Genomic DNA, 14253 nt, shown 5'->3' with positions numbered 1-14253 from the left:
CATGGCCAGATCGCGTGGACGAGGTCGTCGCGAGCTCAAGTCCGAAATCAATATCGTTCCGTTACTGGACGTGCTGCTGGTGCTGCTGCTGATCTTTATGGCGACGGCGCCCATCATCACCCAGAGCGTGGAAGTTGATCTGCCGGATGCGACAGAATCACAGGCGGTAAGCACCAATGACGATCCTCCGGTCATCATTGAGGTTTCCGGCGTAGGGCAGTACAGCGTGGTGGTAGAGAAAGATCGTATGGATCAGCTTCCGCCAGAGCAGGTTATTGCTGAAGCGCAACGACGCCTGGAGTCAAATCCGAAGACGGTCTTCTTAATCGGTGGTGCGAAAGACGTACCATATGATGAAATTATCAAAGCGCTGAACTTGCTACATAGCGCGGGCGTTAAGTCAGTTGGCTTAATGACTCAGCCTATTTGATCATCTGCGTAGTTTTTGGGAACCGATAGTGTCAAAGGCAACCGAACAGAACGACAAGCTTAAGCGAGCGATAATCGTCTCCGCAGTGCTGCACGTAATTCTTTTTGCAGCGCTGATCTGGAGTTCGTTCGATGAGCACCTTGATGCATCAGGCGGCGGTGGTGGCTCGTCCATCGACGCCGTCATGGTGGATCCCGGTGCGGTAGTGCAGAACTATAATCGCCAGCAACAGCAGCAGGCGAGCGCAAAACGCGCGGAAGAACAGCGTGAAAAACAGGCGCAACAGCAGGCGGAAGAGCTGCGTGAAAAGCAGGCCGCCGAGCAGGAACGTCTGAAGCAGCTTGAGAAAGAGCGTTTGCAGGCGCAGGAAGCCGCTAAAGAGCAGGCGGAGCAGCAGAAACAGGCTGAAGCCGCAGCGAAGAAAGCTCAGGAGCAGCAGAAGCAGGCGGAAGAGGCGGCAGCCAAAGCCGCAGCAGACGCGAAGGCGCAGGCAGATGCTCAGGCTAAGTTAGCCGCAGACGCGGCGAAGAAAGCGGCTGCTGATGCGCAGAAGAAAGCGGAAGCCGAAGCAGCGAAGAAAGCCGCTGCTGATGCGAAGAAGAAAGCAGAAGCCGAAGCGGCGAAAAAAGCGGCCGCTGACGCACAGAAGAAAGCCGAAGCGGAAGCCGCCAAAAAAGCTGCGCAGGAAGCAGAGAAGAAAGCGGCTGCTGATGCTGCGAAAAAAGCGGCCGCCGCCGAGAAAGCTGCGGCAGAAAAAGCCGCCGCTGCGGAAAAAGCCGCTGCTGATAAAAAAGCGGCAGCTGAGAAAGCCGCTGCTGATAAGAAAGCGGCTGCCGAAAAAGCCGCAGCTAAAAAGGCCGCTGCTGCGGAAAAAGCCGCTGCCGCAGGGGTTGACGATCTGCTGGGCGACCTGAGCTCCGGTAAGAATGCACCGAAAACGGGCGGTGGGGCGAAAGGAAGTAACGCAGCACCGGCAGGAAGTGGTAACACTAAGAACAACGGTGCTTCTGGCGCTGAGATCAACGACTATAAGAATCAGATTGCTGCGGCTATTGCCAGCAGACTTAATGATAAATCGCTCTATACCGGGAAAACCTGCCGACTGCATATTAAACTGGCTACGGATGGTATGGTGCTGAGCGTTGAGTCAGAAGGGGGAGATGAAGCGTTATGCCAGGCTGCACTTGTGGCAGTGAATCAGGCAAAACTGCCAAAACCTCCGTCACAGGCTGTCTATGAAGTGTTCAAAGACGCTTCGCTGAACTTTAAGCCATAAGCAGAGCTGCGGTTATCGGGTTCTGATAGTTTTGTGTATTTGAGTTTGTTAACCTTCTGCTAAATTATCCAGGACTTATTGTTCGGATAAGGGAGATATGATGAAGCAGGCATTACGATTAGCTTTTGGTTTTTTAGTACTGTTGACGTCAGCAGTGCATGCCACAGTAAGCATCGACATTACCGACTGGAACGACTCAGCGCGTCCAATCGGTGTCGTTCCGTTCCAGTGGGCAGGCCCGGGCGCTGCGCCTGAAGATATTGGCGGCATTGTTGCAGCTGACCTGCGTAACAGCGGTAAATTTAACCCCTTAGATCGTTCTCGTCTGCCGCAGCAGCCGGGTACCGCTCAGGAAGTTCAACCTGCTGCATGGTCTGCACTGGGTATTGATGCCGTGGTTGTCGGACAGGTTACTCCTGCGCCAGACGGCGGCTATAACGTCGCTTATCAGCTGGTGGATACCGGCGGTGCGCCGGGTACCGTTCTGGCTCAAAACACGTATAAGGTGAACAAGCAGTGGCTGCGTTACGCAGGCCATACGGCGAGTGACGAAGTGTTTGAGAAGCTGACCGGTATTAAAGGTGCGTTCCGTACTCGTATCGCGTACGTAGTACAGACCAACGGCGGCCAGTTCCCTTATGAGCTGCGCGTCTCTGATTACGATGGCTACAACCAGTTCACCGTACACCGTTCACCACAGCCGCTGATGTCTCCGGCATGGTCTCCGGACGGCTCTAAGCTGGCGTACGTGACCTTCGAAAGCGGCCGTTCCGCGCTGGTCATCCAGACGCTCTCTAACGGTGCTGTGCGTCAGGTTGCGTCATTCCCGCGTCACAACGGTGCGCCTGCGTTCTCTCCGGACGGTACCAAACTGGCGTTTGCCCTGTCTAAAACCGGTAGCCTGAACCTGTACGTGATGGATATTGGTTCTGGTCAGATCCGTCAGGTCACGGATGGTCGTAGCAACAACACTGAGCCAACCTGGTTCCCGGACAGCCAGAATCTGGCCTTTACGTCTGACCAGGCAGGTCGTCCACAAGTTTATAAAGTGAATATCAACGGCGGAGCAGCGCAGCGTATTACCTGGGAAGGTTCTCAGAACCAGGATGCTGACGTCAGTGCCGATGGTAAAACAATGGTAATGGTCAGTACTGCGGGTGGTCAGCAGCACATTGCCAAACAAGATCTGGTAACGGGGGGCGTACAAGTACTGTCGTCAACGTTCCTGGATGAAACGCCAAGTCTGGCACCTAACGGCACCATGGTAATCTACAGCTCTTCTCAGGGGATGGGATCCGTGCTGAATCTGGTTTCTACAGATGGGCGTTTCAAAGCGCGTCTTCCGGCAACTGATGGACAGGTAAAATCACCTGCCTGGTCGCCGTATCTGTAATAATAATTAATTGATTACTAAAGGAATCTTAGAAATGCAACTGAACAAAGTGCTGAAGGGGCTGATGATCGCTCTGCCTGTTATGGCAATCGCAGCGTGTTCTTCTAACAAGAACGCAAGCAATGACCAGAGCGGCGAAGGCATGATGGGTGCCGGCACCGGTATGGACGCTAACGGCAATGGCAATATGTCTTCTGAAGAGCAAGCGCGTCTTCAGATGCAGCAGTTACAGCAGAACAACATCGTTTACTTCGATCTGGATAAATACGACATCCGTTCTGACTTCGCTGCAATGCTGGATGCGCACGCAAACTTCCTGCGTAGCAACCCGTCTTACAAAGTCACCGTAGAAGGTCATGCGGACGAACGTGGTACTCCGGAGTACAACATCTCCCTGGGTGAACGTCGTGCAAACGCTGTTAAAATGTACCTCCAGGGTAAAGGCGTTTCTGCTGACCAGATCTCCATCGTTTCTTACGGTAAAGAAAAACCAGCAGTACTGGGTCACGACGAAGCGGCTTACTCCAAAAACCGCCGTGCCGTACTCGTTTACTAAGAGAATTGCATGAGCAGTAACTTCAGACATCATCTGATGAGTCTGTCGTTACTGGTTGGAATAGCGGCCCCCTGGGCCGCTTTTGCTCAGGCACCAATCAGTAGTGTCGGCTCAGGCTCGGTAGAAGACCGGGTCACTCAACTCGAGCGTATTTCTAACGCTCACAGCCAGCTTTTAACTCAACTCCAGCAGCAGCTTTCCGATAACCAGAATGATATTGATTCCCTTCGTGGTCAGATCCAGGAGAGTCAGTATCAGCTTAATCAGGTTGTGGAGCGCCAGAAGCAAATTTTGTTGCAGATGGATAGCCTGAACAGCGGCGGAGCAGCAGCACAGCCAGCAGCAGGCGATCAAAGCGGTGCGGCAACGCCTGCACCTGCGGCAGATGCCTCCGCGTCGTCTGGTGCGCCTGTACAGAGCGGTGACGCGAATACGGACTACAACGCGGCCATTGCCCTGGTGCAGGACAAATCGCGCCAGGACGATGCTATCGTTGCGTTTCAGAACTTCGTTAAGAAGTACCCTGATTCCACTTACCAGCCAAATGCGAACTACTGGCTGGGTCAGTTGAATTACAACAAGGGTAAAAAGGATGATGCGGCGTTTTATTTTGCCTCTGTGGTGAAAAATTACCCGAAATCACCGAAAGCGCCTGATGCGATGTATAAAGTCGGCGTGATCATGCAGGACAAAGGCGACACTGCAAAAGCCAAAGCGGTTTATCAGCAGGTGGTTGCAAAATTCCCGGGTACAGACGGCGCCAAACAAGCGCAAAAACGTTTAAGTTCGATGGGTTGATTATCGCATGACCAGAAATCGCGTCATTTCTGGTCGTGCAGCATGATTCCTAAGCTGTTAAGTGATCTTCATCGAAATTTTTGTTGCGCAGAATTCTTAAATCAGTAATATATGCCGCCGTTGCCACGGGATATCAAACAACGTGAAAGCAGCGCAAAAGTGGGTCGTTAGCTCAGTTGGTAGAGCAGTTGACTTTTAATCAATTGGTCGCAGGTTCGAATCCTGCACGACCCACCACTTAAAGCAGTTCTGGCAGTACAGAGTGGGTGATTAGCTCAGTTGGTAGAGCATCTCCTTTACACGGAGGGGGTCGGCGGTTCGAGCCCGTCATCACCCACCACTCGGGTCGTTAGACTCGCAGTGTAGATAAGCATTGAGATTGGGCGATTAGCTCAGTTGGTAGAGCATCTCCTTTACACGGAGGGGGTCGGCGGTTCGAGCCCGTCATCACCCACCACTCGGGTCGTTAGCTCAGTTGGTAGAGCAGTTGACTTTTAATCAATTGGTCGCAGGTTCGAATCCTGCACGACCCACCACTTAAAGCAGTTCTGGCAGTACAGAGTGGGTGATTAGCTCAGTTGGTAGAGCATCTCCTTTACACGGAGGGGGTCGGCGGTTCGAGCCCGTCATCACCCACCACTCGGGTCGTTAGCTCAGTTGGTAGAGCAGTTGACTTTTAATCAATTGGTCGCAGGTTCGAATCCTGCACGACCCACCAGTGTTGAAAGGCGCCCTAAAGGCGCCTTTTTGCTATCTGTCGTTCGCCAGTGCCTTGTAGGTCGGGTAAGGCGAAGCCGCCACCCGACAGATGCTACCGGCATCAATTCCCGATGACATTCCCCCTCAAATTCGCTATCTTGTTTAGTATACAAAACACCATTGCCTCATTTTTGTTATCTCATGCAAAACAAAGGCAATATTGTTAAGCCAGTAAAACGAGAAGCCATAATGAGTGTGATGTTTGATCCCGAAACCGCAATCTATCCCTTCCCGCCGAAGCCCGCTCCGCTAAGCCGGGATGAAAAACAGTTCTATCGTGAAAAAATTAAGCGCCTGCTTAAAGAGCGTGATGCGGTGATGGTGGCGCATTACTACACCGACCCGGAAATTCAGCAGCTGGCAGAAGAGACGGGCGGCTGTATCTCAGACTCCCTGGAAATGGCGCGTTTCGGTGCAAAACATCCTGCCTCCACGCTGCTGGTTGCAGGTGTGCGCTTCATGGGCGAAACGGCAAAAATTCTCAGCCCGGAAAAAACCATACTGATGCCGACGCTGAATGCCGAATGCTCCCTTGACCTCGGTTGCCCGATTGATGAGTTCACCGCCTTCTGTGATGCCCACCCTGATCGTACCGTGGTGGTCTATGCCAACACGTCTGCGGCGGTGAAAGCCCGGGCAGACTGGGTAGTGACCTCTAGTATCGCCGTTGAGCTGATTGAGCATCTGGACAGCCTGGGGGAGAAAATCATCTGGGCGCCCGATCGTCACCTGGGAAACTATGTACAAAAACAAACCGGTGCGGATGTGCTGTGCTGGCAGGGCGCCTGTATCGTTCACGACGAGTTTAAGACCCAGGCCCTGACGCGCATGAGAGGATTATACCCGGACGCCGCGATTCTGGTGCACCCGGAATCCCCGCAGTCCATCGTCGACATGGCGGATGCCGTCGGGTCAACCAGCCAGCTCATTCATGCTGCGAAAACCCTGTTACACAAGCAGCTCATTGTGGCGACCGATCGCGGTATCTTCTACAAGATGCAGCAGGCCGTGCCGGAAAAAACGTTGCTCGAAGCGCCGACCGCCGGAGAAGGGGCGACCTGCCGAAGCTGCGCGCATTGCCCGTGGATGGCGATGAATGGGCTCAAAGCGATTGCGGAGGGGCTGGAAAACGGTGGCGCAGCGCATGAGATCCACGTGGATGCCGCTCTGCGTGAAGGCGCGTTAATTCCACTTAACCGTATGCTGGATTTTGCGGCTACACTACGTACTTAACTTATTACGCCCCGGAGAAAAAATGGATTTTTTTAGCACACAGAACATCCTGGTTCATATCCCGATTGGTGCGGGCGGCTATGACCTGTCGTGGATTGAAGCGGTGGGTACGCTGGCCGGTTTACTCTGTATCTGGCTGGCCAGCCTTGAGAAGATCAGCAACTATGCGTTCGGGCTGATAAACGTCACGCTGTTTGCGATCATCTTCTTCCAGATCCAGCTCTACGCCAGCCTGCTTCTACAGCTGTTCTTCTTCGCAGCCAATATCTATGGCTGGTACGCCTGGTCTCGGCAAAACAGTCAGCAGGAGGCGGAACTGCAAATCCGCTGGCTGCCGTTGCCAAAAGCCATCACCTGGTTCGCGGCCTGCGTGGTGGCTATCGGCTTTATGACCGTCTTTATTGATCCGGTATTTGCCTTCCTGACGCGCGTGGCGGTCTCGGTCATGTCGGGTCTGGGATTAAATGTGACGATGCCTGAGCTTCAGCCGGATGCCTTCCCGTTCTGGGATTCCTGCATGATGGTGTTGTCGATTGCCGCAATGATCCTGATGACCCGTAAATACGTTGAGAACTGGCTGCTGTGGGTGGTCATCAACGTCATTAGCGTGGTGATTTTTGCCCGCCAGGGTGTTTATGCCATGTCGCTGGAGTACATGCTGCTGACGGTCATTGCCCTGAACGGCAGTCGCATGTGGATTAACAGCGCGCGTGAGCGTGGCTCGCGCGCGCTTTCCCGTTAATGGTGATGGGCGTGTGAGTGGCCGGACTGCGCCTCGTTCAGGTGACAGTCTGGCCCGTTACATGGCTGATACTCCATCTGGATGGTGGCGTGCGCAATTTCGTAGTGATGCTCAAGGAAGTGCCGAATACGTTCAAGCAACGCATCGTGATCGTGGGGCGGAATAACCTGAACGTGCAGCGTCATAAGCGGTTTCTCACCCACCAGCCAGACGTGAACGTGGTGAACGTTACGGACTTCAGGAATGGAACGACACAGATTGCGTTTTAGCTTGCCAATATCCAGCGACGTGGGAGCGCCTTCCAGCAGCTCATTGACGCTCTCTTTCAACAGCCGCCAGGCACTGCGTAATACAAGGCACGATACCAGCACGGAAAGAATCGGGTCGATAGGGGTCCAGCCCGTGCCCATAATGATCAGCGCGGCTACGATGGCCCCTACGGAACCCAGCAGATCGCCCAGCACATGAAGCGCCGCGGCCCGTACGTTCAGATTTTTTTCACTGCTACCGCGGTGCAATATCCAGAACGCCAGAATATTGGCGACCAACCCGGCAATGGCGATAACCATCATTGTCGTCCCGGCTATCGGTTGTGGATGCCGAAAGCGCTGAAAAGCCTCCCAGACGATAAGAAGAGTAATGACCACCAGTGCAATCGCATTCACAAAGGCGGCAAGCGTGGTCAGTCTGAGCCAGCCAAAGGTGTGGCGGGTATTGGGAGGGCGACGGGCAAACTGCACGGCCAGCAGAGCAAACAGGAGCGCGGCAGCGTCGGTCAGCATATGCCCGGCATCGGCCAGCAGCGCCAGCGATCCGGATATCAGCCCGCCTGTGACCTCAATTATCATAAAGGTGGCAGTGACGCCAAAAGCCAGCAGAAGCCGTTTGGCATTTTCATCGCCAGTGGAGTGGGAATGGGAGTGGGAGTGCGCCATGGTATCGTTCCTGATTTATTATTATTTTTAGTGTAGCGTTTTTAAGAGCTTAAATAAAAAAGGAGAGCATTCGCTCTCCCTGTTTTACCTTACGGAAGGTTACTGGGTAGTACCGTCCGTTTTGGTATTGGCATCGCTGCCTACTTTGTCATTCGGGTCCGGGCATTTCCCGTCTTTACACACTGAGTTTTTATGAACCTCGTCGGTAGTCATACCCTCATGGTTCATCGTGCCTGTGTTCGTCCCGCCGGTGTTGGTATTGCCCGTGTTGATATTACTGTTATCAACATTGTTTGGCGCAATATTCTGTTTTGCATCCGGCGCAACCTGGCCTGCTTCGGCAGCGGCATTCGCGTCGCCGTTGCTGCCGGATGAGCCTGCGTCAGCAGCCAGTACGCTACCGCTTGCCAGAGTAAGGGTTGCCGTAAGTAAAAGCGTAGTCAGTTTCGTCATTTTCATCATGGTGCTCCTGTTCTTATCGTTACGCTGGATAACATTCTCCAACAGTGCATCTTGTTCAGTGGCGAAAGATCCCAGTTTCCTGATTTATGTCAGGATGGAATCGCGTATAAATATTTAAAAACAGTCGTTACAAGTAAAAAGCTTAGGCCAGATCTCATTTTTCGCTATTTTGTTGTGTATTTTAGGCGAATTCCAGGAATTATCTGCGCGAAGTGTAAAAGCCCGTTTACACTTCGTGGCCGACAAGTTAGATTGAAAGGATTGCTTTCATTACTAAAGATATGGCAGAGCCGGAAAGAAGATGAATTATCAGAACGACGATTTACGCATTAAAGAGATCAATGAGTTATTGCCTCCCGTAGCGCTCCTTGAAAAATTCCCCGCCACCGAAAATGCCGCCAACACGGTGTCTCATGCCCGCAAGGCGATCCACAAGATCCTGAAAGGTAGCGACGATCGTCTTCTGGTGGTCATTGGGCCGTGCTCCATTCACGATCCTGCTGCGGCCAAAGAGTATGCGTCCCGTCTGCTCGCCCTGCGTGGAGGGCTGAAAGGCGAACTGGAAATCGTGATGCGCGTTTATTTCGAAAAACCGCGTACCACCGTGGGCTGGAAAGGGTTGATCAACGATCCGCATATGGACAACAGTTTCCAGATCAACGACGGCCTGCGCATTGCGCGTAAGCTGCTGCTGGAGATCAACGACAGCGGGCTGCCTGCTGCCGGAGAATTCCTCGATATGATCACCCCGCAGTATCTGGCTGACCTGATGAGCTGGGGCGCTATTGGCGCGCGTACGACGGAATCTCAGGTTCACCGTGAGCTGGCGTCTGGCCTGTCATGCCCGGTGGGTTTCAAAAATGGCACTGATGGCACCATTAAAGTCGCTATTGACGCCATTAATGCGGCTGGCGCGCCGCACTGCTTCCTGTCGGTGACCAAGTGGGGCCACTCCGCTATCGTGAATACCAGCGGTAATGGCGATTGCCATATTATACTGCGCGGCGGTAAAGAGCCTAACTACAGTGCTAAACACGTAGCGGAGGTAAAAGCAGGGCTGGAGAAAGCGGGTCTGGCACCGCAGGTGATGATCGATTTCAGCCATGCCAACTCCAGCAAACAGTTTAAAAAGCAGATGGAAGTCGGCGCAGATGTGTGTCAGCAAATCGCCAGCGGTGAACGCGCAGTGATTGGGGTGATGATTGAGAGCCATCTGGTGGAAGGCAACCAGAACCTGGAGGGCAGCGAGCCGCTGGTCTACGGTAAGAGCGTGACGGATGCCTGCATTGGCTGGGACGATACCGATGCGATCCTGCGTCAGTTGGCGGATGCGGTTAAAGCGCGTCGCGGCTAAGTTTGTCCCGGGCAATAAAAAAGCGTGGATTGCTCCACGCTTTTTTTATGTCCGGGGAATATTACTTCGCTTTACCCTGGTTCGCCACGGCCGCCGCTTTTGCAGCGATTTCGTCGGCGTTACCCAGGTAGTAATGTTTAACTGGCTTGAAGTTTTCGTCGAACTCGTACACCAGCGGCACGCCGGTAGGGATATTCAGCTCGAGGATTTCATCTTCACCCATGTTGTCCAGGTATTTCACCAGCGCACGCAGGGAGTTACCGTGAGCAGCGATAATGACGCGCTCGCCGCTTTTCAGGCGTGGCAGAATGGTTTCGTTCCAGTAAGGCACAACGCGGTCGATGGTCAGCGCCAGGCTTTCGGTCTGCGGCAGTTCAGCCTCAGTCAGCTTCGCGTAACGCGGATCGTGGCCCGGATAGCGCTCGTCATCTTTGCTCAGCTCTGGAGGCGTGACCGCAAAACCACGACGCCACTGCTTAACCTGCTCGTCACCGTATTTTTCTGCGGTTTCCGCTTTGTTCAGACCTTGCAGCGCACCGTAGTGACGCTCGTTCAGTTTCCAGGATTTCTCAACCGGTAGCCAGGCCTGATCCAGCTCGTCCAGAACGTTCCACAGGGTATGGATGGCACGTTTCAGCACAGAGGTGTAAGCAAAGTCAAAGGTGAAGCCTTCTTCTTTCAGCAGTTTACCTGCCGCTTTTGCTTCGCTCACGCCTTTCTCGGACAGATCAACGTCATACCAACCGGTGAAGCGGTTTTCGTTGTTCCACTGGCTTTCGCCGTGGCGCACCAGGACAAGCTTAGTATTAGCCATTTCTTACTCCTCAAGCATTTTGAATGATAACAATTCTCATTATATTGCCGTGACTGTGCCAGCAGCAACGCTTAACCCTAACCATAGCGAAAATAGTTCGAGAGTGTAAGATGCATGTGAATCCAGGGTTATGATTTTGTCTGCGATCGCCGCTATTTTCAGCAAGGCGGAGATAAAAAAGCCCTCGCGATGAGGGCCAGTCTTTTTTGCCGGATGGCGCTTCGCTTATCAGGCCTATATTCGTAGGCCCGTGCGCCGCCGGACATTAAGCGCGCGGAATGAAATGATACTCGGTGACGCTTACGTACTCTTCACCCGGACGTAGCACGCAGTCCGGCTGCGGCCATTCAGGATGGTTAGGCGTGTCCGGCAGGAACTCACTCTCCAGCGCCAGTCCTTGCCAGGCGCCGTAGGCGTCATGTTCACGCGCCGTAGTACCCTCCAGATAGTTACCGGAGTAGAACTGTAGGGCAGGGGCGGTGGTGTAGACCGTCATCTGTAACTTCTCATCAGCAGACCAGACCTGTGCGGCAGGTTGAGAAAGATCGCCTTTTGCCTGCAACAGGAACGCGTGGTCGTAGCCTTTCACCTTGCGCTGATCGTCATCACTCAGGAAATCCTGAGCAATGGTTTTCGGCTGACGGAAATCAAAGCTATTTCCGCTTACCGGTTTCAGCCCCTGATAAGGGATACCCATCTCATCGACCGGCAGATACTCATCCGCCAGGATCTGGAGTTTGTGGCTGCGGACATCGGTCTGATTACCGTCAAGGTTGAAATAGGCGTGGTTAGTCAGGTTGACCGGGCACGGCTTATCGACGGTCGCGCGGTACTCAATGGCGATGCGATTATCTTCGGTCAGGGTGAAGCGCGCGGTTGCGGTGAGATTGCCCGGGAAGCCCTGGTCTCCATCGAGGGAGTCCAGAGAGAACCAGACCTCACCGTCATTTTGCTGCACAATCTTCCAGCGACGTTTATCAAACCCTTCCGGGCCGCCGTGCAGCTGATTTTCGCCCTGGCTGGCAAGCAGGGAATACGTTACGCCGTCCAGCGTAAACTGGCTTCTGGCGATGCGGTTAGCGTAGCGGCCTATGGATGCGCCCAGAAAAGCGGTCTGCTCGATATACTGCTCCGGCGATGCGCAGCCAAGCAGGGTTTCGCGCACGCTGCCGTCAGGCATCGGTACGCGGGCAGAAAGTAACGTTGCGCCCCAGTCCATCAGCGTAACCACCATCCCGGCGCTGTTGCGCAGGGTTAACAGGCGATACGGCAGACCATCCGGTGCGAGTGTTGGTGTTTCGTTTAGCACTGTCCGGCTCCTTGTGATGCTTTGCAGACATAGAAAGTTTCTTTGATGCCCGTTTTGGCTTCGTACTGTTTAGCCACCGCGTCCTGAATGGCAGGGACCAGCTCTTCCGGCACCAGGGCGACGACGCACCCGCCGAATCCGCCGCCGGTCATACGCACGCCGCCTTTGTCGCCAATCGTGGCTTTCACAATTTCAACCAGGGTGTCGATTTGCGGCACGGTGATTTCGAAATCGTCACGCATGGAGGCATGCGATTCGGCCATCAGCTCGCCCATCCGCTTCAGGTCACCTTTTGCCAGCGCGGAGGCGGCTTCTACGGTACGGGCATTTTCCGTCAGTATATGACGCACGCGCTTCGTGACAACCGGGTCCAGCTCGTGGGCAACCTTGTTAAATTCATCAAGTGAGACATCACGCAGGGCTGGCTGCTGGAAGAAGCGCGCGCCGGTTTCGCACTGTTCGCGACGGGTGTTGTACTCGCTGCCCACCAGGGTGCGTTTGAAGTTGCTGTTGATGATCACCACAGCCGCCCCTTTAGGCAGCGGAACCGCTTTGGTCCCGAGGGAGCGGCAGTCAATCAGCAAAGCATGTTCTTTCTTGCCCAGCGCGGAAATCAGCTGATCCATAATGCCGCAGTTGCAGCCTACGAACTGGTTTTCCGCTTCCTGACCGTTGAGGGCGATTTGCGCCCCGTCCAGCGGCAGATGATAAAGCTGCTGGAACACGGTGCCGACCGCCACTTCCAGCGATGCGGAAGAGCTTAATCCCGCCCCCTGCGGCACGTTGCCGCTGATCACCAGATCGGCCCCGCCGAAATTCTTGTTACGCTTTTGCAGGTGCTTCACCACGCCGCGAACATAGTTCGACCACTGCTGGCTGTCGTGGGTCACGATCGGCGCATCGAGGGAAAATTCGTCAATTTCGTTGCCGTAATCCGCGGCGATCACTCGCACATGACGATCGTCGCGTTTCGCGCAGCTGATCACCGTCTGGTAGTCGATGGCACACGGCAGGACAAAACCGTCGTTATAGTCGGTGTGCTCGCCAATCAGATTAACGCGGCCAGGCGCCTGGATAACGTGGGTGGCAGGGTAGCCAAATTTCTCAGCAAACAGGGATTGTGTTTTATCTTTCAGACTCATTTTTAGACTCCTGATTCGCGGTAATGGACGTCGCTAACGGCACGCAGACGTTCTGCCGCCTGTTCCGCCGTCAGGTCGCGCTGGGTTTCCGCCAGCATTTCATAGCCCACCATGAATTTACGTACCGTCGCAGAACGCAGCAGCGGCGGGTAGAAGTGTGCATGTAACTGCCAGTGTTGATTCTCTTCGCCGTTAAACGGCGCGCCGTGCCAGCCCATGGAGTAGGGGAAGGAGCACTGGAAGAGGTTGTCGTAGCGGCTGGTCAGTTTTTTCAGCGCCAGCGCCAGGTCGTCACGCTGGGCGTCGCTGAGTTCGGTAATGCGCTGAACATGGGCTTTAGGCAGCAGCAGCGTCTCAAACGGCCACGCCGCCCAGTAAGGGACCACCGCAAGCCAGTGCTCGGTTTCCACCACGGTACGGCTGCCATCCGCCAGCTCACGCTGGGTGTAATCCACCAGCATCGGCGAACCGTTCTGGGCGAAATACGCTTTTTGCAGTCGGTCCTCACGCTCGGCTTCATTCGGCAGGAAGCTGTTCGCCCAGATCTGACCGTGCGGATGCGGGTTGGAGCAGCCCATCGCCGCGCCTTTGTTTTCGAACACCTGCACCCAGGGATAGCTCTGCCCCAGCTCTGCGGTTTGCGCCTGCCAGGTGCTGACCACCTCTTTCAGCGCCTCCACGCTCAGCTCCGGCAGCGTTTTGCTGTGATCGGGCGAGAAGCAGATCACGCGGCTGGTGCCGCGGGCGCTTTCGCAGCGCATCAGCGGGTCATGGCTTTCCGGCGCGTCTGGCGTATCGGTCATCAGCGCGGCAAAGTCGTTAGTAAACACGAAGGTGCCTTGGTAGTCCGGGTTTTTATCGCCCGTCACGCGCGTATTGCCCGGGCAGAGGAAACAGTCCGGATCATGCTGCGGCAGCGTCTGTTTAGCCGGCGTCTCTTGCGCCCCCTGCCAGGGGCGCTTGGCGCGATGCGGTGAAACTAATATCCATTGCCCGCTGAGCGGGTTAAAACGACGATGCGGGTGATCGACGGGATTGAATTGCGTCATG

At 54.5% G+C, this 14253-nt stretch carries 14 protein-coding genes and 6 tRNA genes; 14 read left to right on the top strand and 6 right to left on the bottom strand.

Translation table 11 applies throughout. From position 1 onward, the window contains the following. The first annotated feature begins 1 nt into the window (after position 1). The 13 genes from tolR to pnuC all read left to right on the top strand — a co-directional run bounded on the left by tolR (position 2) and on the right by pnuC (position 7187). Positions 2–430 carry a colicin uptake protein TolR gene (tolR, locus tag SK54_RS16975; protein WP_003858589.1) on the top strand — a complete coding sequence of 143 codons (429 nt, stop codon included), beginning with the start codon at positions 2–4 and terminating at the stop codon, positions 428–430. 28 nt (positions 431–458) lie between these two features. Further along, positions 459–1706 (top strand): cell envelope integrity protein TolA, encoded by a 1248-nt coding sequence (tolA, locus tag SK54_RS16970; RefSeq protein ID WP_026094363.1) that lies wholly within the window; start codon positions 459–461, stop codon positions 1704–1706. Between the two features lie 100 nt (positions 1707–1806). Beyond that, complete coding sequence (gene tolB, locus SK54_RS16965) at positions 1807–3099, top strand: Tol-Pal system beta propeller repeat protein TolB (RefSeq protein WP_017384962.1); 1293 nt, start codon at positions 1807–1809, stop codon at positions 3097–3099. Positions 3100–3133: 34 nt separating this feature from the next. Then, complete coding sequence (gene pal / locus SK54_RS16960; protein WP_003858578.1) at positions 3134–3655, top strand: peptidoglycan-associated lipoprotein Pal; 522 nt, start codon at positions 3134–3136, stop codon at positions 3653–3655. A 9-nt stretch (positions 3656–3664) separates the two neighbouring features. After that, the gene (cpoB, locus tag SK54_RS16955) at positions 3665–4453 is read left to right on the top strand and encodes a cell division protein CpoB (protein ID WP_003858574.1); all 789 of its coding nucleotides are present in this window, start codon (positions 3665–3667) and stop codon (positions 4451–4453) included. Positions 4454–4614: 161 nt separating this feature from the next. Continuing rightward, positions 4615–4690: transfer RNA gene (locus SK54_RS16950), tRNA-Lys, on the top strand. A 27-nt stretch (positions 4691–4717) separates the two neighbouring features. Beyond that, positions 4718–4793: transfer RNA gene (locus SK54_RS16945), tRNA-Val, on the top strand. 41 nt (positions 4794–4834) lie between these two features. Then, a tRNA-Val gene (locus SK54_RS16940) sits at positions 4835–4910 on the top strand. A gap of 3 nt (positions 4911–4913) precedes the next feature. Further along, positions 4914–4989: transfer RNA gene (locus tag SK54_RS16935), tRNA-Lys, on the top strand. 27 nt (positions 4990–5016) lie between these two features. Then, a tRNA-Val gene (locus SK54_RS16930) sits at positions 5017–5092 on the top strand. 3 nt (positions 5093–5095) lie between these two features. Then, a tRNA-Lys gene (locus tag SK54_RS16925) sits at positions 5096–5171 on the top strand. Between the two features lie 230 nt (positions 5172–5401). Further along, positions 5402–6445: a quinolinate synthase NadA gene (gene nadA / locus SK54_RS16920; RefSeq protein WP_047737850.1), complete on the top strand. Its 1044-nt coding sequence runs from the start codon at positions 5402–5404 to the stop codon at positions 6443–6445. 22 nt (positions 6446–6467) lie between these two features. After that, a complete protein-coding gene (pnuC, locus tag SK54_RS16915) occupies positions 6468–7187 on the top strand; it encodes a nicotinamide riboside transporter PnuC (protein WP_017694131.1) in 720 nt (239 codons plus the stop codon). Here pnuC and zitB read toward each other — a convergent pair. Further along, entirely contained in the window at positions 7184–8122 is a 939-nt protein-coding gene (zitB, locus tag SK54_RS16910; protein WP_048247643.1) for a CDF family zinc transporter ZitB, read from the bottom strand. The genes pnuC and zitB overlap by 4 nt on opposite strands. Positions 8123–8221: 99 nt before the next feature. Then, on the bottom strand, positions 8222–8581 hold the full coding sequence (locus SK54_RS16905; RefSeq protein ID WP_045343756.1) for a protein YbgS: 360 nt from the start codon (positions 8579–8581) through the stop codon (positions 8222–8224). Between the two features lie 304 nt (positions 8582–8885). Here SK54_RS16905 and aroG point away from each other — a divergent pair, with 304 nt between their 5' ends. Further along, positions 8886–9938 carry a 3-deoxy-7-phosphoheptulonate synthase AroG gene (aroG, locus tag SK54_RS16900; RefSeq protein WP_048247641.1) on the top strand — a complete coding sequence of 351 codons (1053 nt, stop codon included), beginning with the start codon at positions 8886–8888 and terminating at the stop codon, positions 9936–9938. Between the two features lie 61 nt (positions 9939–9999). Here the strand turns inward: aroG and gpmA are convergent, their stop codons facing one another. From gpmA to galT, 4 genes are all read right to left on the bottom strand, one after another. Continuing rightward, complete coding sequence (gene gpmA, locus SK54_RS16895; protein ID WP_006809557.1) at positions 10000–10752, bottom strand: 2,3-diphosphoglycerate-dependent phosphoglycerate mutase; 753 nt, start codon at positions 10750–10752, stop codon at positions 10000–10002. 265 nt (positions 10753–11017) lie between these two features. Beyond that, the gene (galM, locus tag SK54_RS16890; RefSeq protein ID WP_045328178.1) at positions 11018–12061 is read right to left on the bottom strand and encodes a galactose-1-epimerase; all 1044 of its coding nucleotides are present in this window, start codon (positions 12059–12061) and stop codon (positions 11018–11020) included. Continuing rightward, a complete protein-coding gene (galK, locus tag SK54_RS16885; protein ID WP_023324336.1) occupies positions 12055–13203 on the bottom strand; it encodes a galactokinase in 1149 nt (382 codons plus the stop codon). The genes galM and galK overlap by 7 nt, the downstream gene beginning before the upstream one ends. A gap of 2 nt (positions 13204–13205) precedes the next feature. Beyond that, the gene (galT, locus tag SK54_RS16880; RefSeq protein WP_017384954.1) at positions 13206–14252 is read right to left on the bottom strand and encodes a galactose-1-phosphate uridylyltransferase; all 1047 of its coding nucleotides are present in this window, start codon (positions 14250–14252) and stop codon (positions 13206–13208) included. Position 14253 lies beyond the last annotated feature (1 nt).

The sequence above is a fragment of the Enterobacter sp. MGH120 genome, from assembly GCF_001037725.1.
Lineage (GTDB): Bacteria > Pseudomonadota > Gammaproteobacteria > Enterobacterales > Enterobacteriaceae > Enterobacter > Enterobacter hormaechei_C.
The sequence above is the reverse complement of the archived record's forward strand: the minus strand, read 5'-3'. Positions and strand labels throughout refer to the sequence as shown.

Coding starts and splice junctions, on each gene's coding strand:
- tolR (WP_003858589.1), top strand. CDS start 2: ATGGCCAGATCGCGTGGACGAGGTCGTCGCGAGCTCAAGTCCGAAATC.
- tolB (WP_017384962.1), top strand. CDS start 1,807: ATGAAGCAGGCATTACGATTAGCTTTTGGTTTTTTAGTACTGTTGACG.
- pal (WP_003858578.1), top strand. CDS start 3,134: ATGCAACTGAACAAAGTGCTGAAGGGGCTGATGATCGCTCTGCCTGTT.
- cpoB (WP_003858574.1), top strand. CDS start 3,665: ATGAGCAGTAACTTCAGACATCATCTGATGAGTCTGTCGTTACTGGTT.
- nadA (WP_047737850.1), top strand. CDS start 5,402: ATGAGTGTGATGTTTGATCCCGAAACCGCAATCTATCCCTTCCCGCCG.
- pnuC (WP_017694131.1), top strand. CDS start 6,468: ATGGATTTTTTTAGCACACAGAACATCCTGGTTCATATCCCGATTGGT.
- zitB (WP_048247643.1), bottom strand. CDS start 8,122: ATGGCGCACTCCCACTCCCATTCCCACTCCACTGGCGATGAAAATGCC.
- SK54_RS16905 (WP_045343756.1), bottom strand. CDS start 8,581: ATGAAAATGACGAAACTGACTACGCTTTTACTTACGGCAACCCTTACT.
- aroG (WP_048247641.1), top strand. CDS start 8,886: ATGAATTATCAGAACGACGATTTACGCATTAAAGAGATCAATGAGTTA.
- gpmA (WP_006809557.1), bottom strand. CDS start 10,752: ATGGCTAATACTAAGCTTGTCCTGGTGCGCCACGGCGAAAGCCAGTGG.
- galK (WP_023324336.1), bottom strand. CDS start 13,203: ATGAGTCTGAAAGATAAAACACAATCCCTGTTTGCTGAGAAATTTGGC.
- galT (WP_017384954.1), bottom strand. CDS start 14,252: ATGACGCAATTCAATCCCGTCGATCACCCGCATCGTCGTTTTAACCCG.